We start from the raw sequence: 17,908 nt of genomic DNA on the forward strand, positions 1-17,908 counted from the left end.
CTTCAACCGGCGACCGCCCCTGCCGCCTCCAGGGCCGTGGCGCATATCCGTACCGCGCCGTCGCCGTCCTCGACGGCCTGGATGAGCGCCCGCCCGGACCCCTCGAACCGCGCGGCGCTGAGGACACCGCTTTCATAGGCCCTGGTGTCCAGGCCGATCCGGCGGCGGTCGACGTACACCTCGTCGGTCGGCGTATGGCCATGCACCACAATCTTCTCGAACTCGACGTCGCTGTCGAGAAAACTGTTGCGGATCCACATCAGGTCACGCCCGGTCTGCCGCTCGAGCGGCTGGCCCGGCCGGGCCCCGGCATGGGCGAAAAAATAGTCGCCGATCGAGACGCTGAGCTCAAGGTCCTCGAGGAAGGCGCGCTCGCCCGGCGTCAGCCTGTGGGCGAGGTCCGCCGCCACGCGCGCCCATGCCTCCGTCCGGTGGGCCAGTTCCGGCGGCCGCAGCCCGTAGGACCGCAGCGCCGCATCGCCACCGTATTCGCACCAGCGGGCGCCGCCGGATGGATCATCCAGAAAGTCGAGCATCGCCTCCTCATGGTTGCCCCTGAGAAAGCGCCATTCGACGCCCCGGTCCCGCGGCAGGCCGGCGAGAAACCGGATCACGCCGCGGGAGTCCGGCCCCCGGTCCACATAGTCGCCGAGAAAGATCACGACCTTGCGGTCGGCGGCGACCTGGTCCGCGTCCGCCAGGACGGCCTCGACCAGGGGCTTCACCAGATCCAGGCGGCCGTGCACATCGCCGACGGCCCAGACGACGGCGCCGGCCGGCGTCCGCGGCGTCCGGGGGGCGCCCGTCCTGGGCCTTCGTCTGAAAAGGGTCGAGATCATCATTCCGGATGTGGCCGCCGCCCCGGGGCCGGTCGGCTTCCTCAGCCTGGCTCTGGTCAGATGCGGGTTCATCTAGGGGCGTCCTGTGTCGGCAAAAGGGCCATGGTCGAACCTAAGCCCCGAACACTCCACCAAAATCCGCGTTCGCCTGCGCATAGTCCGGCGGGCGGCCGATGTCCATCCAATACCCCTCGGCGCGTTGCTGCCGCACGGCCATGCCCCTGGCGATCATGTCGGCGATCAGGGCCGGCATGTCGTAATAGGCGTCCGCCGGCACAAGACCGAGCGCTTCCGGCGACAACACATAGGCCCCGGCGCTGATGGTGTAGTTGTGGGTCGGTTTTTCCTCGATGGCCAGAATCTGCCCCTCGTCCGCGTTCACGACCCCGAACGGCACCTGCATCTGATAGTCGCGCACCACCACGGTGGCGGCCGCACCGGATTCGAGGTGGGACTCCAGCACATGGCCGTAGTCCGCCTTGGCGAGCACATCGCCGTTGGTGACCACGAACGGCTCCCCGGGCGCCGGCAGCAGGCTGAGCGCGCCGCAGGTGCCCAACGGCCGGCTCTCCCGCAAATAACGGATGTCGAGCCCCAGGTCTCCGCCGTCGCCGAAATGCCGTTCGATCTGCTCGGCCTTGTAGTTCACCGCCAGCCAGAAATGGCGGAAGCCCTGGCCGGCGAGGTTGCCGACGATGGTGTCGAGGATCGGCCGGGGGCCGACCTTGAGCATCGGCTTGGGGATGTCGCGGGTCAGCTCGGCGAGACGTTCACCCTTGCCGCCGGCCATGATCACCACCGCATTGCGGCGGACCGGGATGTTGAGGAAGTCCGAGACCGTGCTCAGCCCCACCACCCGTCGCCCGTCGTCCAGCACCGGAAGCTGGCGCAGGCTGTGGGCGCGCAGCATGGCCAGGGTGGCGGCCCGGTCCTGATGCTGATCGATGCACAGGGGTTCGAGATTGGCCGCGCCGACCGCCGGATCCTCGAGCCCGGCGCCGCGGATCAGCGCCCGGCGCAGATCGCCGTCCGACAGGGCCCCGATCAGCCGCCGGTCGGCGTCGACGATCAGGGCCATGCCGGCCCCGGTCGCATCGATCGCCTTGAGGGCGTCGCGGAAATTCGCCTCGGGGCCGATCAGGGCCTTTTCCCAAAGTCGCATCAGGCTGTCTCCTGCCCCTCGCCTGGCGCCTCGAGCGCATCGTCGGGCGCATAGTCGCGCTGCGCTGCCGTTCCGATCAAGCGCCATTGCTGCATGGGCGACAGACCGTCGGCCGGACGCTTGGCGGTCAGAGCGTCAGGCGTCAGGATTTCGCCGTTGCGGATCGGCCGGGCCGCCACCAGGGCGCGCCGGGCGATCGTCAGATTACCCATCTCGGCGGGCGCGGGCCGCTTCTCCGGCCGGCCGAGAGCGATTTCCACCTCGCGGATAGCGCGGACCATGGCGGCCAGTTCGTCGGGCTCCAGCGAGGCCGGATGGTCCGGACCGGGGCGGGCGCGGCTGAGGGTGAAATGTTTCTCGATCACGCTGGCCCCGCGGCCGACGGCGGCGACCGCAACGGTCTGGCCCAGACTGTGGTCGGAATAGCCGATCTTAAGGCCGAAGGTCTCGGCCATGGTCGTCATGGCCCGCAGGTTGATCGCCTCCAGCGGCGCCGGATACTCCGTCGTGCAGTGCAACAGGGTCACCCTGTCCCGTAGGACGGCCTGTCCCTCGACGAAGGCCTGATCCAGATCGTCCGCGCCGGTCGGATCGCCGTCGCGCGTCAGGCCGAAGGCGATAACTTTCAGAGCCTCGCGCACTTCGTCCAGCGTCGCCATACCGGTCGAGACGATCAGCGGCGGGCCGACCCGGGCGGCCGCCAGCAGCATGGAGCCCCAGGTCAGGTCGCCCGACGGAATCTTGATCGCCGGCATGTCGAGGCCGGACAAAAAGTCCAGGCTGCCCATGTCGAAGGCGGTGGACATGAACCGCACGCCGCGCCGCGCGCAGCGGTCGGCCAGCGACCGGTGATCATCGCGACTCAGCGCCAGCTTGCGTACCATGTCGAGCTGGGTCCCGCCCTCGCCGGTGTTGGTTTCCTGATAGGCCGCCTTCATGGCCCGGGCGGTCAGGACGGCCTCGGGCTCGAAAGTCTGGAACTTCACGATGTCCGCGCCTGCCTCGGCCGCGACGTCGATCATCCGGCAGGCATCGTCCAGGGAGCCGTCGTGGTTCACACCCGCTTCTGCGATGATGAGGACCGGATCAGACATGGGGGACCTCGTCGTCCACAAAGCGTTTGCGCAGAAGGATGTCGCGCGGGGGCGCCGAGATCAGGGCTTCGACAATCCGGGCGGCGCTGCGGCCGTCGCCGTAAGGGTTATCGAAGCCAGGCACGTCGCCAGCCATAGCGCGGTCCAGGGCCCGGGAGATGGCGTCGGGATCCGCGGCGCAGTGAATGACCGAAGGCCCCGCCCGTCGCCCCGACTGGCGCAGACCGATGTTCACGGTCGGCGTCCCCACCGAGGGCGCTTCGGCGAGACCGCTGGAGGAGTTGCCGACCACTGCGTCACAGGCGGCCAGCAGCGGCAGATAGGCACCGCCCAGTGTGTCATGCAGGCTCACATTCGGCCGATCCTCGGCGAAGGCCTCGAGCGCGTCATTGATCGCCTGCCCGCCCGAGTCTGCATTCGCCTTCGTCATCCAGAGGGTGACATCAGAGAGCGGCTCAAGCGCGCGAAGTACGGATTCAAGCTCCGTCCGTCCCTTGTCCGGCGACACGGTCACCGGGTGGAAGGTCACCAGCAGGTTCCGAGCGCCCAGCGGCCGCCCGACCAGGGCCTCCAGCGCATCGCGCGTCAGGGCCGGAGCGCGGGTCAGCCTGTCCAGACCGGGATTGCCGACCACATGGATCCGGTCGGACGCCTCGCCCATACGGGCCACCCGACGTGCAGCCTCATCGTGGGTGACGAAATGGAGGTGCGAGAGCTTGGTGAGGGCGTGGCGGATGCTCTCGTCGAAGGCGCCCTCGGTGACGTCGCCGCCTCCGATATGAGCGACCGGCACACCGGCCAGCATCGCGGCCTGGGCCAGGGCGAGGGTCTCGAACCGGTCGCCCAGCAGCATCAGGATGTCGGGCCGCAACCGCTCCAGCGCCTCCACCGTCCCGGTCAAGGCCAGAGCCGACGAGCGGGCCAGACTGGCGGGATCGTCGGCGATCAGGGCCATCGGCAGGCGGGCGTCGATGGCGAAGCCGTCCGCCTCGATCTGGCTGACGGTCTCGCCGAAGCGCGGCTCCAGATGGGTCCCGGTAACGAGAAGCTGCAGCGACAGGCGCTCGGCGGCGGCGATGTCGCGCATCGGCCAGTAGAGTAGGCCGTAGTCGGCCCGCCCGCTGGTCGCTACACAGATCCGCCTGTTCGCCAACCGCCCCTCCATGACGAAGCTGTAGGCCGCGCGCCTTAGCAACCTGCTACCATGCCCGGGGAGGATCGCATGCGAATCGGATTGTGCGGAACCGGCGGTTTCGCCCGGGAAGTGGCGCCCTTGGCCGTGGCCCAGGCCGGAGTGGACAGCGTCTGCTTCCTCACGCTCGAAGGCGCGGGCCCGACGGTGAACGGCCTTCCGGTCCTAAAACAGGACGAGGCGCCAGCCGGAACCGCCATCTCGATCACCATCGCGGACGCCGGGCAGAGACGCCGGGTCGATGCAGACATGCAGGCGGCGGGACGGCCGTTCGTCTCAATCGTCGCGGCGACCTGCGTTTTCCGGGGCCCGTCCGAGATTGGCGAGGGCGCCATCCTGTGCGACCATGTTGTGATCACCGCCAATGTGGTGATCGGCCGACATTTCCAGGCCAACCTTTACAGCTATGTCGCCCACGACTGCGTCATCGGGGACTTCGTCACCCTGGCGCCCCGCGTCTGCGTCAACGGCAATACGGTGATCGAGGACGATGTCTATCTGGGAACGGGCGCCGTGCTGAAGCAGGGCGCGCCGGGCAAGCCCCTGCGCATCGGCCGCGGCGCGGTCATCGGCATGGGGGCGGTGGTGACCAGGGACGTGCCGCCTGGCGCCGTCGTCGTCGGCAATCCGGCCCGACCCCTCGACCGCTAGAGGTCCGCCAGCGCCGCGCCGCTGGGCAGGTTGATGACCCGCGCCGCGAGCGCTTCGGCGACGGGCAGATCGTCCCGCGGGCATCCGGCGTACATCGGCAGGCGGTACATCAGCGTCCACAGCGGCCGCGCCTGGACGCCGGCGTCGTTCAGCGTCCCGAGCACGGCGTCGCGCATGCCGGGGTCGGGACTGTCGAGGAGCAGGGTGTTCAGCCAGTGGTTCACCTCGGCGCCGGGACGGGGCTTGAGCACACTCACCCCCTCGATGTTCGCCAGGGCGGCGGCGTAACGCTCCGCCAGCCGGGCCTTGCGCGCCATCATGTCCGGCAGCCGCTCCAGCTGGGCGCAGCCGAGGGCGGCGTTGAGGTTGGGCATGCGGTAGTTCCAGCCGACCTCGTCATGATCGAAGGCCCAGCGATGGGGGACCTTGGCCGTCGTGGTCAGATGTTTGGCGCGCCGCCCCAGTTCGGGATCGTCGGTCAGCACCGCCCCGCCCCCGCCGGTGGTGATGATCTTGTTGCCGTTGAAGCTCAGGGCGGCCAGCCGTCCGAACGTGCCCATATGCCGGCCGCGCCAGCGCGATCCCAGCGCCTCGGCCGCGTCCTCGACCAGAACCAGCCGCCAGCGGCCGGCCACCTCCATCAGGCCGTCCAGGTCGCACGGATGGCCGAAGACATGCATGACCATCAGGGCCCGGATCGGCGCGCCGGTGGCGACGTTGACGCAACCGCCGTCCGTCAGCCGCGCCACCTTCGACAGGTGAGCTTCAAGCCGCTGCGGATCCACGCCCAGGGTGCGCGGTTCGGAATCGACGAAGTGCGGAACGGCGCCGCGGCAGGTGACGGCGTTGGCGGTGGCCACGAAGGTCAGGGTCGGCACGAGCACCTCGTCCCCGGGGCGGACGCCGGCGAGTCGCAGGCAGACATCCAGCGCGGCCGTGCCATTGACCACCGCCACCGCTCGCGCGGCGCCGGTGAGGGTCTGGAGATCGGCCTCGAACCGGTCGACATAGGCCCCGACGGAGGAGACCCAGCCGGTGTCCAGGCAGTCCTTCAGGTAGTCCCACTCCCGGCCCCGGAACTCGGGGGCGTGCAAGGGGGTCGCGGTCTCCGTTTCGGGCAGAACGGCCCGAACCGCATCGAGGATCCGCGCCGGAAGGCCGGTCCGGCTCACAGGACGTACCGATCCGGGCTGTAACGGCCGAGGTTGGCCGGGTCGCTGAACCAGGCGATGGTCTCCCCCAGTCCCCGGCGGAAGCCTTCGCCGCCTCCGTAGGCGGGGGTCCAGCCGGTCAGGGAGCGCATCAGGGCGCTGTCGGCCCACAGCCGTTCGACCTCGCTGGCCTCCGGCCTCAGCCGCTGCTCGTCGGTGACGATCGAAACCTCCCGGCCCATCAGCTCGATGATGGTCCGCGCGGTGTCGCCGATGCTGACCTCGAAACCGCTGCCGGCGTTGACCACCCGCCCCACGGCGGCGTCGCATTCGGCCAGGGCCTCGAAGGCGCGGGCGGTGTCGCCGACGAAGGTGAAATCGCGGGTCGGGTGGACCGCGCCCAGCCTGATCTGGTCAGCCCCCGCCGCGATCTGGCTGATCACGGTCGGGATCACGGCCCGGGCGGACTGGCGCGGCCCATAGGTGTTGAACGGCCGGATCACCGTCACCGGCGTGCCGAAGGCGGCGTGGAAACTCAGCGCGATCTGGTCGGCGCCGATCTTGGAGGCGGAATAGGGCGACTGACCCTGCAGCGGATGGTCCTCGGTGATCGGCACGAACCGGGCGGTGCCGTAGACTTCGCTGGTCGAGGTGTGGACCACCCGCTCCACACCCAGGTCGCGCGCCGCCTGCACCACGTTCAGCGTGCCGAGGACGTTGGTCTCCACATAGGTCTGGGGCGAGTGGTAGCTGTAGGGGATGGCGATCAGGGCGGCCAGGTGCAGGACCACGTCGCAGTCCGTCATCGCCGTGCGGACCCCGTGCGGATCGCGGATGTCGCCGGCGAAGACGTCCAGGCCCTTGCGGACCGCCGCGGGAGCCTCGTCCAGCCAGCCCCGGGAGCCCAGGCTGTTGTACTGGACGAAGGCGCGCACGTCGCAACCGCGGGCGACGAGCCGCTCGGTCAGATGCGAGCCGATGAAGCCGTCGGCGCCGGTGACCAGTATGCGCTTGCCGTCCAGGTTCATCGATCCGTTCCACGCCCCGCGTCCGTGCAAGGTGATTAGCGCCTGTTAAGGAACCGACAAAGCGACCCGTCGCCCTCCCGCCTTTCCACCCGTTGTCATGCGCCGGTCGATGGTGTTCTTGGACGCATGATCCACGCTCGCCCGCTCCTCCCCCTGCTGCTGGCCGCCGTCGTGGCGGTGACGGCCACGGGCTGCAGTCAGACTCCGCGCGTCACGCCGGAGGCTGGAGCCGCGTCCGATGAAGCGCTGCGCCTCGCCGCCCTCACCGATCTCGACCAAGGCGTGGCGCGCGTGGCGTGGCGGCTGTCGGACGCCAACACCGATCTTTGCCCGGTGGTGCGGCGGTCCGCCGGCTGGGCGCTGCATTCGGCCCGGCAGTACAGCCTCGCGCTACGGCCCCACGCCGTCGGCCGGTTCGGCCTCAGGGGCGACCTGCCGGGGGTGCTGGCTGCGCCTGAGGGATCGCCCGCCGCCGAGGCCGGCCTGCGGACCGGTGACCTTCTGCTCGCCGTCGGCGGCGTCCCGCTGCGAGCCGGCGCGTCCGCAGCGGAAGCCTCCTACGAGGGGCTGGAGGCGAATATCCGGCTCATCGATGCGGCGATGGCCGACGGCCCCACGATCTTCACCGTCACGCGCGGCGCGGAAACCTTCGACGTCACCGTCCAGCCGCGCCGCGCCTGCGGCTATGAGGTCCAGCTGAACCCGTCGGACGAGTTGAACGCCCGCGCTGACGGACGGCGGCTGTTCATCAGCACCGCACTGGCCGGCTTCGCCGAAAGCGACGACGAGCTGGCGGTCATCCTCGGCCACGAGCTCGCCCACCATGTCCTGCGGCATCGGCGCTGGAACGACGCCGGGGGCGCCGCCCGCCAGACCAATGACGAGGCCCGGACGGCCGAGGGCGGCGAGGGCGACGGCGAACGGCAGGCGGACCGCGTCGGCCTCTTCCTGATGGCCCGCGCGGGCTTCGATCCGAGCGTCGCCGCCCCGTTCTGGCGCCGCTTCGGCGAGTCCAACTGGCGCGTGCGCTACCCGCAACTCGGCCATGCCTCGGCCGGTTCGCGGGCGCGGGCGCTGGAAGAGGTGCGGCGCGAGATCGAGGCGAAGCGCCGGGCCGGCGGCGAACTCCTGCCCTGAGAGGTCAGCCCCCGGCCAGCCGCTCGGCGGCGCGGAAATCCTCGAGGGTGTCGATATCGGCGGATCGGTCGACGGGCATCTCCCACGCCGCCGTCTCCCCCGGTCTGAGGAAGGTCCGTTCGCGCCGCAGCCAGCCGGCGTCGGCCGCATAGACGGCGCCGTTCAGCACCCAGGCGGCGGGCAGATCCTGCCGCCGCAGGCCGGCCCCCGCCGGAGGCTCGGCGAACGGGTCGAGGCGGCCGCGGGCGTCCCGGGCGAAGCACAACCACGGATGGCTCGGCGCCTCGCAAACCGAGACGCAGGCGGGGGCCCCTGACCGATCCATCCGCTCGATCGCCCCGTCGATGTCCGCCGCGGCCCGGAGCGGCGAGGTCGGTTGCAACAGCACCACCACCCCATGCCCCGGAATCCGGTCCAGCGCGTCGAGCATCACGTCGATCGACGAGGCGCCGTCACCGGACAGGCTGGAGGTCCGGCGGAACGGCGCCTCGCAGCCGAGACTTTCGGCCACCGCGATGATCTCCGGATCGTCCGACGACAGAATCAACCGGTCGATGCGTTTCGACCCCTTCGCCGCGTCGATGGTCCAGGCGATGAGCGGCCGCCCCCGAAACGGCAGCAGGTTCTTGCCCGGCAGGCCTTTCGAGCCGCCGCGCGCGGTGATGACCCCGAGAACGGATCTGCCTCCAATCACGGTGGATCTCCTAGAGCGAAATCGGTTGAGGAGGAATCGCTTCGCGATTCCGCCGATGCCGTGAATCAGGCTCCAGTATAAGGCTGGAGCGAAGATCCGGGTCTAGACGCGATCGCGTCCAAACCGATTTCGCCCCAGCCGGGCGCATGCGGCGTGTCACAATTAGTCGATAGCCATGCTTGACGCAGCCGGTTAATGGAGCCTTAGGTTGCCTGAGCTGCTCATGGGGAGGACCGCATGAAACGAAGCGAACCGCTCGCCCAGCCTACGCCGCCGGTGAAGCCCTTCCGTACACCGACGGCCGGCCTGTATGGCGAAATCCCTGTCCTGCCGGTCAGCCGCGCCGCTCCGGCGCCGCTGCAGGAGCCGAGGCCCTTTCTCTGATCACGGCGCGGCCGGGGGCGACGCTTCGGTCTCGCGCAGTTGAACCCACGCCGCGGCGATATGGTACAGCGAACTCGCCGGGGCGGGCTCCTCGACGAACCGTCCGTCCGGCTCCTGCTTGTCCCGCCAGAGCCCGGCGGGCGTCAGATAGAGCTGTAGCCCCTTCAGCGCCCCGGCGGCATGCCCCGGCGGCAGTTGTCCGCCCAGGATCAGGGCGGCCTTGAGCCGCTCGGTCTGCGGCCACAACCGGGCTCGGGCCGAGCGTACGCTGAACAGGTCGTCCAGTTCGTCGATCGCCACGCCGCGCGAGGCGTCCACGCCGCGCAGGCCCGCGTCATAAAGCCGGCGCGCGGCCCCCGCCGCCCAGTCGTCCGCCCGGGCCCGACCCCAGCGGGTCAGCAGCCAGGCCCATTCGAACTGGTGGCCGGGCTCGACCAGACCGCCCGCCTCGCCGGCCGCCGGAGTCCAGTCGGCCTCGAAGAATTCGCGCAGGAAGCCGCCCTCCGGATCGATGAAGCAGCGGCGCGCGAGACCGACGATCCCGTCGGCCATGGCGGTCCAGACGCCTCCCGGCTCCAGCGCCTCCCAGGCCAGACAGGCCTCCAGCAGATGCATGTGGGCGTTGGCCTGCCACGGATGTCCGGCGTCCTCGCGCCAGCCCCCGGCCGGATGGGCGAGCGCGGCCAGGGCCTCGCGCAGCGCCCGCGCCCGCGCCGTCATGAGCTCCGGCTGCTCCCCGGCCTGCGCGGCGGCGGCGAAGGCCAGCAGGGCGAAGGCCTGGTCGTACAGGGAGGCGGTGTCGTCGAGAACCTCGCCCCGGGTCGACACCCGGGTGCGGTACAGGCCGTCCGGCCGCCGGTTGGTGGCCTCGAACCGGCCCAGGCCTTCGCTCACGAGGCGCCGCCACGGTCCGGGCCAGCCCGCCTGGCCGGCGACGCTGAACACCCAGGCCTGACGCGCCTGCACCCGGGCCCGCCGGAAGGCGTCGGCGCAGACGCCCTGGTCGTCGAGCGTCTCCCGGAAGCCGCCGTCCCCGTCCACCCCCAGCGTGGCCCACAGGGGCAGGGCCCGAAGGCGCATCCACCGGTCGAAAGCCCGCGCGGGCTCCTCCAGCGCGGGAACCGGTGCGGGACCTTCGGCGTGCGCCGGCGAGGCGGCGCGGATGCGGTCCACCAAAGCCTTGACCTCCTGGGCGCGGTCGAGGCCACAGACCAGCACCGCGTCGGGTTCGACGATGATCGCCAGGTCCCTGACCCCCGCCGTCGCGACCACCATTCCTTGCGCCGCGCGGACGAGACAGCTGTCGCCCGGCGCCCCGATCCACAGGCCCCTGTCGCCCGATCCGGTTGACGCCACCGCGTCCCAGGCGCCGAGGTCGGACCATCGGAAATCGACCGGCAGGACCGAGACGCGGCCGCTCCTTTCCATGACCGCATAGTCGATCGAGATGCGCGGCGCGCGCCTGAAGGCGTCGGACAGCCGCACGATGTCGCTCGCGGTATCGGGCAGCGCCTCGGCGACGGCCGCGGCCACGTCCGGGGCGAAGCTCTCGATTTCGCCGGACAGCACGTCCGCCCGGACCATGAAATTGCCGCTGTTCCACAGGAAGCCGTCCCGCACATAGGCCTCGGCCCGCTCGCGATCGGGCTTCTCGACAAAGCGCCGGACCCTGGCCAGTCCCGCCGATTCCGGCTCGATATAGCCATAGGCCGACGAAGGGCCGGTCGGCCGCACGCCGAAGGTGACGATCTCGCCCCCGGCCGCGGCGGGCGCGGCGGTCATCACCGAACGCCTGAACGCCCCGGCGTCGGGGATGTGGTGGTCGGAGGCCACGAACAGGGCGATGCCGCCCGGGGACCGCCGTTCGATCCAGAGCGCCGCCGCCGCCATGGCCGCCGCCGAATCCCGCCCTTCCGGCTCCAGCAGCACGGCGGCTTCCATCGACAGCGCCGCCAACTGCTGGACGATGGCCTCCCTGTGGCGCTCGCCGGCGACGATGACGAGCCGCCCTCCGCCCTCGGTCAGGGGGGCGACCCGCCGGGCGGTTTCCTGAAACAGCGACAGCTCGCCGGCGAGATCGAGAAACTGCTTGGGGCTGGCGGGCCTCGACGCCGGCCAGAGACGGGTTCCCGCCCCGCCGCAGAGAATGACCGGAAAAATCACCATGCCGCGCCCCCGACGAGTCCGTCTGCGGGTCTAGCCGCGCGCGCGCGGGGCCGCCACCTCCCGGGGATCAGAATTCTAGAATCTGGTGCGCCAGCCGCCCATCAGGGCGAAGACCGGAGCCGCCGTCCGCACGTGACCGTCGTCGCGCGTCGCCACGGCCCGCAAGACCAGTTCCGATCCGTCGGGCAGCGCATGCAGGCTGCCCAGCGACAGGTCGATCTGTCGTCCCGACGGGGCGGCCGAGAAGCGCCGCTCGGAGAAGGTCAGCGGATCGAAATAGCCCAGGGGCGCGTCGGCCAGCCAGGCGGTGAAATCTCCGCTCTCCACCCGCAGCGGCTGGGAGATCGACCACGTCAGGGAGCGGCAGCCGAAGCCCAGTTCGTGGCAGAAGGAGCTCAGCCCCAGCCGCCAGCTCGAGCTCCGGGCCGATTCGGACAGGCTCAGGAACTGCCCGGCCAGATCGGTCCGCGCCCAGCCCATCTCCGCGTCCAGCCACAGGCCGGCGCCGAGCCCGACCTGGCCGGAGACGCCGGCGAAGGTGCTGTCGCTCGGCAGTTCGAACCCGGACCCGAGCGGGATGTAGGAGCCCAGCGGCCCCATCCGCTCGTCGAGGCCGCCGGCCGCGAACGTCAGCCGGGCCGTCGGCGACGCGTCCCACGTCACGGCGAAGCGGGTGTAACGCGACACGTCCTGCTCGGCCGACTGGAAGGGCATGGCGCGATGGCCGGCGCCGGCGTCGGCGGTGAAGGTCAGCGGTCCTGCCCGGACCGCCCCGAGCCAGGCGCGGTCCACCTGCGCCAGCGCGGCGAAGCCGTCGCCGGCGCCGAGCTCGAACGGCGACCGGGCGCCGTTCCGGCCCCGCCACACCGCGACCGCGCCATGGTCCGTGGAGAACTGGACCATGACGTCTTCGCGCCGCCGCTCGTCGAGCCACGGCGTCAGGGCGCTGGAGAGGGCCGCGGGATCGAAGGCGCTGTCGTCGATCGCCGCGCCGCTGGTCAGGGACAGCCGGCCGCCCATCGGCGCATCGAGGGTCAGCGTCGCCTGTCGCCGTTCCAGCCGGGGCATGCGGCTGCGCTCGGCCCTGGGGGCCTGGCCGAAGGCTGCGCCGAGATCGATCCGGAACAGCCGGTCGAACGAGTCGTGACCGACCGTCCGCAGGCCCGGCCTGTCGCGCAACGCGTCCCCGAACGCGGCGCCCGAATAGGCGAAGGTCTCGGTCGTCACCGCGAGCGTCGCGCCCGATCCCATTCGCACGCTGGTCGACCCGACCGGCTGGAAGGCCGCCGCGATGTCGAGCAGGCCGCGGCCGTAAACCGCATCGACGCCCGGGTCGCCCGCCTCCCGCGCGGTCGTCAGCAATATCTCCACCGCCTGCCGCCCGGTCAGGTTCGGAAACGCCTCGAGCAGGAGGGCCAGGGCCCCGGCCACGGCGGGCGCCGAAAAGGAGGTCCCGTTGACCTGCCAGCAGGAGGCGCCGTCGCATCCGGTGACGACGTCCACGCCGGCGGCGCTGAGGAACCTGGCGGCGGACACGCCGGCGCGGTTCGAGAAGCCGGCGATGACATTGTTCGCATCGTGCGCCCCGACCACGATGATGCTGCCCGCGAAGCGCGGATCGCTGGCGTACCGGCCGGGCCATTCAGGGTCCGCGCCGCCCTCGTTGCCGGAGGCGATGGTGAATACGATGCCGGCGTTGACGGCCCGCTGGAGCGCCGCCTCGAAGCCGGAGCCCATCGGCCCGCTGCCGCCCAGCGACATGTTCACGATGGGAAGATTGTTGGCGATGGCGTAGTCGATCGCCCGGATCAGGTCGGACGAATTGAAGCAGACGTCGTCCTCCGGATCGGTGCAGTCGCTGACGTCGGCCCGGATCGACACGATGGTCGACTGGTAGGCGATGCCGATGGTCCCGAAACCATTGAAGTTGGAGGCGATCACGCCGGATACGAAGGTGCCGTGATCGTCGGGCCCCTGGGGCGAATTCCGACCGGCGACGACGTCCGTGGACAGGCCCGAGATCCGCCCCTGCAGATCCGCCTGGTCGAATTTGATGCCGGAGTCGATCACCCCGACGTTGACGCCCGCGCCCGTCGCGCCCTCGTTCCACGCCGTGATCGCCCCGGCGTTGGCGACCTGGTAGTTCCGCAGATATTCGGCGGAGGTGGGGGACGGCGGCGGCGGCTCGGGCGGAGGGGGCGGCGGCGGTGGAGGCGGGGGCGGAGGCGGAGGTGGCGGCGGGGGAGCCGGGGGCGGAGGCGTGACGATCCCCCCGCCGCCTCCACCCCCGCCGCCGCCGCAGGCGGAGAGCGGCAGCGCAAGAACCACGGCCAGCGCCGGGAGAAGGAGTTTCACACGCCGCCGAAGGCTCATTTCGCCCTCCCTGACCGGACCAGTCGACCACCCTAGGGGCGCGGCGCGTCCCATGACAATAAATTCGGGACGAAGTCTTTGATCTCACCGATAGTTGAAGCTACTGAAGGCGATATGAAATTTCCGTTTGGCGTGGCGCGGTCGGTCTCCGGGCGGGACGGGCGGGAGCCGAGAGCATGACCGATCCGATCCGCAGCGTCCTGATCGTCGGGGGCGGAACGGCGGGATGGATGGCCGCGGCGGCGCTGCAGCGGACCCTCGGACCCCACGCGACGGTGACCCTGGTCGAGTCCGAGGAGATCGGCATCGTCGGCGTCGGCGAGGCGACGGTGCCGCCCATCCGCGACTTCAACATCATGATCGGTCTCGACGAGGCCGAGTTCATGCGCGAGACCAGGGCCACGCTGAAGCTGGCCATCGTCTTTCAGGACTGGGGCCGCATCGGCGCGCGCTACGTCCATCCGTTCGGCGCCTTCGGCCCCGGCCCGACCCTCGGCGATTTCCAGCAGACCTGGCTGGCGCTGAAGGCCGCCGGCTCCGTCGGCCCGCTGTCCGAATATTCGATCTGCGCGCGCGCGGCCGAGGCCGGCAAGGTCGGCCGGCGCGCCCCTGATCCGCGCTCGCCCGCGAATGGCCTGTTCAGCGCCTATCATTTCGACGCCAGCCTCTATGCCCGCTACCTGCGCCGGATCTGCGAGGACCGCGGCGTGGAACGGATCGAGGGCAAGGTCGTCGACGTGGCGCAGCGGCCCGGGGACGGCTTCGTCGACAGCCTCACCCTCGAGGACGGCCGCCGCCTGTCGGCCGACCTGTTCATCGACTGCACCGGCTTCCGCGGCCTGCTGATCGAGGGGGCGCTGAAGGCCGGGTACGAGGACTGGTCGCACTGGCTGCCCGTCGACCGCGCCGTGGCCGTGCCGTGCGCCCGGGTCGGGCCGGCGGCGCCCTACACCCTGTCGACCGCCTGCGAGGCGGGCTGGCGGTGGCGCATCCCGCTGCAGCACCGCACCGGCAACGGCTACGTCTACTGCTCGGACCACCTGGGCGACGAGGCGGCGCGCGAGACGCTGCTGGCCGGCCTCGACGGCGAGCCCCTGGCCGAGCCGCGCACCCTGCGCTTCGTCACCGGCCGGCGCCGCAAATACTGGGACCGCAACGTCGTCAGCCTGGGGCTTTCGAGCGGCTTCATCGAACCCCTGGAGTCGACCAGCATCCATCTGGTCCAGGCCGGGCTGACGCGGCTGCTGCAGCATTTTCCGGACCGCGCCTTCAGCCCCGTCAACATCGACGCCTACAACCGCCGGCTGGGCCGCGAGGTCGAGCTGATCCGCGATTTCGTGATCCTGCACTACCACGCCAGCCAGAGGGACGATTCGCCGTTCTGGCGCCAGGTCGCCGCCGCCCCGGTCCCCGAAACCCTCAGCGAGCGCGTCGAGGCCTTCCGCGACCGGGCGATGCTGTACCAGGTCGGCGCCGACGAATATTTCAGCCAGGGCTCATGGCTGGCGGTGATGTACGGCCAGGGCGTCATCCCCCGCGCCTTCAACCCGCTCTACGCCTATCAGAACCACGAGCGTTCCGCTGCCGGGCTGAAGCACCTGTCCGACCTGTTCGCCAGGACCGTGGCCGCCCTGCCCGACCACGAGGACTTCCTGAAGGCCAACAACATGTGGAGCGGCGACGCCTAGGCTGCGGGCTCGGCGACCGGGGCGACCACCGGCGGCGCGGCGGGCGCGACCGGCGGCTCGCGCCACGCCGCCCCGGGGTTCAGCGCCGCCGTCGCCTCCAGGAAGGTTCCGGGCTTCATCGACGGCTCGGGCGCGGTCCGCAGCCCGGCCACCCGGGCCAGGTCGGCGACGAAGGTGATGCAGTTGCGCCGCCTCAGGTCGTAGACCGAGCCCTCGGGCGTGTTCCACCACTCGGCCCGGCCCTTCAGCGCCCGCCAGGCGGCGGCGTCGAGGCTCAGCCTGAGGAACGGCCGGCCCTCGTCGACATAGCGGGCGTCCGGGGCCGTCACCACGCCGCCGCCGCGCGCGAACAGCAGGTGCGGGCCGGGACTCCTGGCCGTGAACCCGGCCGACCAGTCGACCGCCTCGCCGGTCTCGTCGTCCGTCCCCTGCGCATGCACATAGGCATGGGGGAACAGCAGCTCGCCGCCGCGGATCCGCGCGCCGGGATGGGCGTAGAAGGTCACCGTCACCTCGGCCCAGGCCTGGCCGGCGATCAGGGCCAGCAACAGGGCGGGCGCGAGCGAATGCAACAGTCTGCGGATCATGCGGCCTCCGGGCGGGCCCCTATTGTGGGGCGTTTCAGCCCCAACGTGCAAGGGCCGCCGGGGATGCCCCGACGGCCCCGGCCCAGTTCCGCGCCGCTCCCTGGAGCGAAATCGGTTTGGACGCGATCGCGTCCAAACCCGGATCTTCGCTCCAGCCTTAGACTGGAGCCTGATTCACGGCATCGGCGGAATCGCGAAGCGATTCCGCCTCAACCGATCAGGCTCTAGTGGGGCGACGGCTTGGCGACCACGTCGGCCTCGCGCGCACCGGAACGGGCGCAGGCGAGGGCGAACACGGTCAGCAGCAGATAGCCCGCCAGCGGCACATAGAAGGCGGGATTGAACAGGGCCGCCGCGTCGTCGACGATCCTGCCGGCGATATAGGGCAGCACGGCCCCGCCGACGATGGCGGTGCACAGCAGGCCGGAGGTCGCCGAGGCCGGCGCGCCGGAGCGCTCGAGCGTCAGGGTGAAGATGGTCGGGAACATGATCGAGTTGAAGAAGCCGACGGCGATGGCGGCGTAGGCCGCCGTTTCGCCGGACGTCTGGGTCACGACCAGGCACAGGATCGCGGCCACGGCGGTGTTGAACGTCAGCAGCACCCCGGCCCGGACGCGGGTCAGCAGCAGGGCGCCGATGAAGCGGCCGACCATGGCCCCGCCCCAGTAGAGGCTGACCATCCGGCCGGCCTCGCCTTCCGGGATGTCGAGGATGGTCGGGCTGGCGAGGAAGTTGGTCAGCAGCCCGCCGATGGTCACTTCGGAGCCGACGTAGATGAAGATCGCCAGGCCGCCGAACAGGGCCCAGGGCGAGGTGAAGGCCTTGAGCGGCGAGGCCACCCCGCCGCCTTCCTCGGCGCCGGCGGCGGCCGCGTTGATCTTCTTGCGGGCGGTGAAGATGAAGAAGGCGACGACGGCGAAGAAGGCGCCGAGGCCGAGGAAGGCGAGGTCGATGCTGCGCAGCGACTCCCCCCGGGTCGCGGCGGTGACCACGGCCCCCGCGGCGAACACCCCGCCGGTCAGCAGTACGGTCGAACCGAGGTAGGGCCCGACGGTGGTGCCCAGCGAATTGAAGAACTGCGAGAAATTCAGCCGGGCGTGCGAACTTTTTCTGGACCCGAGCGCCGCGACCAGCGGATTGGCCGCCACCTGCAGCAGGGTGACGCCCGAGGCGATGACGAACAGGGCGATCAACACCCCCGGATACCAGTCCATGATCGTCGCCACCGGCACGATCAGGCAGCCCAGCACCATCACCCCCAGCGCGGAGATGATCGAGCGGCTGTAGCCCAGCTTGCTGAGCACGGCGGCGGCGGGCACGGAGACCACCGCATAGGCGATGAACCAGGCCGAGGCGGTCAGCATGGCCTCGGCGGTGCTGAGATCGAACACCTTGCGCACCGCCGCGATCAGCGGATCGATCAGCGAGGTGGCGAAGCCCCAGGCGAAGAACAGGGTGGTCACATAGGCGAAGGCCAGGTTTGTCCCGCGGCCCGCCGGCGATTGCGTATCGGTCATCTCTCTCCCCGGGGTGACCGCGCGTCCCAAGCGCGCGGCCTTGGTGTAAACGGTTTCATCATCAAAAGGTCCGCGTCCAGCGGTTTTACCCGAACCGTAACCAAAAGTGGCCGGATCTGGCGAGGGCGCCGGACGCGAAACGGCCGCCCCGGTCTCCCGGGACGGCCCTGTCGCGCGGATCGGTCGGGCCGATCAGTAGCGGTAGTTGACGCCGAACAGGAAGGTGCGGCCGTAGGACTGATGGT

Annotated in this window: 14 protein-coding genes; 3 read left to right on the top strand and 11 right to left on the bottom strand. The window is 70.7% G+C overall.

Features of this window, described 5'->3' with window-relative positions:
* Nucleotides 1-2 precede the first annotated feature (2 nt).
* The 4 genes from Q0588_RS06155 to neuC are packed head-to-tail and all read right to left on the bottom strand — an operon-like array spanning nucleotide 3 to nucleotide 4,248.
* Nucleotides 3-911, bottom strand: a complete 909-nt coding sequence (locus Q0588_RS06155; protein WP_298744700.1) for a metallophosphoesterase family protein — start codon at nucleotides 909-911, stop codon at nucleotides 3-5.
* Nucleotides 912-951: 40 nt separating this feature from the next.
* The gene (locus Q0588_RS06160; RefSeq protein WP_298744702.1) at nucleotides 952-2,001 is read right to left on the bottom strand and encodes a nucleotidyltransferase family protein; all 1,050 of its coding nucleotides are present in this window, start codon (nucleotides 1,999-2,001) and stop codon (nucleotides 952-954) included.
* A complete protein-coding gene (neuB, locus tag Q0588_RS06165; RefSeq protein WP_298744704.1) occupies nucleotides 2,001-3,095 on the bottom strand; it encodes an N-acetylneuraminate synthase in 1,095 nt (364 codons plus the stop codon). Before neuB ends, Q0588_RS06160 begins: the two co-directional genes overlap by 1 nt.
* The gene (gene neuC / locus Q0588_RS06170; RefSeq protein ID WP_298744706.1) at nucleotides 3,088-4,248 is read right to left on the bottom strand and encodes a UDP-N-acetylglucosamine 2-epimerase; all 1,161 of its coding nucleotides are present in this window, start codon (nucleotides 4,246-4,248) and stop codon (nucleotides 3,088-3,090) included. Before neuC ends, neuB begins: the two co-directional genes overlap by 8 nt.
* A gap of 69 nt (nucleotides 4,249-4,317) precedes the next feature.
* Here neuC and Q0588_RS06175 point away from each other — a divergent pair, with 69 nt between their 5' ends.
* The gene (locus Q0588_RS06175; RefSeq protein WP_298744708.1) at nucleotides 4,318-4,938 is read left to right on the top strand and encodes a NeuD/PglB/VioB family sugar acetyltransferase; all 621 of its coding nucleotides are present in this window, start codon (nucleotides 4,318-4,320) and stop codon (nucleotides 4,936-4,938) included.
* Here Q0588_RS06175 and Q0588_RS06180 read toward each other — a convergent pair.
* Both Q0588_RS06180 and Q0588_RS06185 read right to left on the bottom strand, forming a co-directional pair.
* Nucleotides 4,935-6,032, bottom strand: coding sequence for a LegC family aminotransferase (locus Q0588_RS06180; RefSeq protein ID WP_298744710.1), 1,098 nt, complete (start codon nucleotides 6,030-6,032; stop codon nucleotides 4,935-4,937). The genes Q0588_RS06175 and Q0588_RS06180 overlap by 4 nt on opposite strands.
* 74 nt (nucleotides 6,033-6,106) lie before the next feature.
* Complete coding sequence (locus tag Q0588_RS06185; RefSeq protein ID WP_298744712.1) at nucleotides 6,107-7,117, bottom strand: NAD-dependent 4,6-dehydratase LegB; 1,011 nt, start codon at nucleotides 7,115-7,117, stop codon at nucleotides 6,107-6,109.
* A gap of 126 nt (nucleotides 7,118-7,243) precedes the next feature.
* On the opposite strand from Q0588_RS06185, the gene Q0588_RS06190 reads away from it, so the two are divergent.
* The gene (locus Q0588_RS06190; protein ID WP_298744714.1) at nucleotides 7,244-8,254 is read left to right on the top strand and encodes a M48 family metalloprotease; all 1,011 of its coding nucleotides are present in this window, start codon (nucleotides 7,244-7,246) and stop codon (nucleotides 8,252-8,254) included.
* Nucleotides 8,255-8,258: 4 nt separating this feature from the next.
* Here the strand turns inward: Q0588_RS06190 and Q0588_RS06195 are convergent, their stop codons facing one another.
* From Q0588_RS06195 to Q0588_RS06205, 3 genes are all read right to left on the bottom strand, one after another.
* Nucleotides 8,259-8,948: an acylneuraminate cytidylyltransferase family protein gene (locus Q0588_RS06195; RefSeq protein ID WP_298744716.1), complete on the bottom strand. Its 690-nt coding sequence runs from the start codon at nucleotides 8,946-8,948 to the stop codon at nucleotides 8,259-8,261.
* Nucleotides 8,949-9,332: 384 nt separating this feature from the next.
* Nucleotides 9,333-11,498 (bottom strand): AGE family epimerase/isomerase, encoded by a 2,166-nt coding sequence (locus tag Q0588_RS06200; protein ID WP_298744718.1) that lies wholly within the window; start codon nucleotides 11,496-11,498, stop codon nucleotides 9,333-9,335.
* Nucleotides 11,499-11,573: 75 nt separating this feature from the next.
* Complete coding sequence (locus Q0588_RS06205; protein WP_298744720.1) at nucleotides 11,574-13,853, bottom strand: S8 family peptidase; 2,280 nt, start codon at nucleotides 13,851-13,853, stop codon at nucleotides 11,574-11,576.
* A gap of 194 nt (nucleotides 13,854-14,047) precedes the next feature.
* Here Q0588_RS06205 and Q0588_RS06210 point away from each other — a divergent pair, with 194 nt between their 5' ends.
* Complete coding sequence (locus tag Q0588_RS06210; RefSeq protein ID WP_298744722.1) at nucleotides 14,048-15,559, top strand: tryptophan halogenase family protein; 1,512 nt, start codon at nucleotides 14,048-14,050, stop codon at nucleotides 15,557-15,559.
* Here the strand turns inward: Q0588_RS06210 and Q0588_RS06215 are convergent.
* Together Q0588_RS06215 and gluP are read right to left on the bottom strand one after the other, a co-directional pair.
* Nucleotides 15,556-16,146, bottom strand: coding sequence for a hypothetical protein (locus tag Q0588_RS06215; protein WP_298744724.1), 591 nt, complete (start codon nucleotides 16,144-16,146; stop codon nucleotides 15,556-15,558). The two genes, Q0588_RS06210 and Q0588_RS06215, sit on opposite strands and share 4 nt — an antisense overlap.
* Nucleotides 16,147-16,370: 224 nt before the next feature.
* On the bottom strand, nucleotides 16,371-17,663 hold the full coding sequence (gene gluP, locus Q0588_RS06220) for a glucose/galactose MFS transporter (protein ID WP_298744726.1): 1,293 nt from the start codon (nucleotides 17,661-17,663) through the stop codon (nucleotides 16,371-16,373).
* Nucleotides 17,664-17,908 lie beyond the last annotated feature (245 nt).

Origin of the sequence: uncultured Brevundimonas sp., from assembly GCF_937870815.1 — a bacterium.
In the GTDB taxonomy this organism is placed as follows: domain Bacteria; phylum Pseudomonadota; class Alphaproteobacteria; order Caulobacterales; family Caulobacteraceae; genus Brevundimonas.

What these genes read in the sequence shown, in the direction of transcription:
- Q0588_RS06185 (WP_298744712.1), bottom strand. Translation starts at nt 7,117, where the DNA reads ATGAACCTGGACGGCAAGCGCATACTGGTCACCGGCGCCGACGGCTTC.
- Q0588_RS06200 (WP_298744718.1), bottom strand. Translation starts at nt 11,498, where the DNA reads ATGGTGATTTTTCCGGTCATTCTCTGCGGCGGGGCGGGAACCCGTCTC.
- Q0588_RS06215 (WP_298744724.1), bottom strand. Translation starts at nt 16,146, where the DNA reads ATGATCCGCAGACTGTTGCATTCGCTCGCGCCCGCCCTGTTGCTGGCC.
- gluP (WP_298744726.1), bottom strand. Translation starts at nt 17,663, where the DNA reads ATGACCGATACGCAATCGCCGGCGGGCCGCGGGACAAACCTGGCCTTC.
- Q0588_RS06190 (WP_298744714.1), top strand. Translation starts at nt 7,244, where the DNA reads ATGATCCACGCTCGCCCGCTCCTCCCCCTGCTGCTGGCCGCCGTCGTG.
- neuB (WP_298744704.1), bottom strand. Translation starts at nt 3,095, where the DNA reads ATGTCTGATCCGGTCCTCATCATCGCAGAAGCGGGTGTGAACCACGAC.
- Q0588_RS06210 (WP_298744722.1), top strand. Translation starts at nt 14,048, where the DNA reads ATGACCGATCCGATCCGCAGCGTCCTGATCGTCGGGGGCGGAACGGCG.
- Q0588_RS06175 (WP_298744708.1), top strand. Translation starts at nt 4,318, where the DNA reads ATGCGAATCGGATTGTGCGGAACCGGCGGTTTCGCCCGGGAAGTGGCG.
- Q0588_RS06160 (WP_298744702.1), bottom strand. Translation starts at nt 2,001, where the DNA reads ATGCGACTTTGGGAAAAGGCCCTGATCGGCCCCGAGGCGAATTTCCGC.
- Q0588_RS06155 (WP_298744700.1), bottom strand. Translation starts at nt 911, where the DNA reads ATGAACCCGCATCTGACCAGAGCCAGGCTGAGGAAGCCGACCGGCCCC.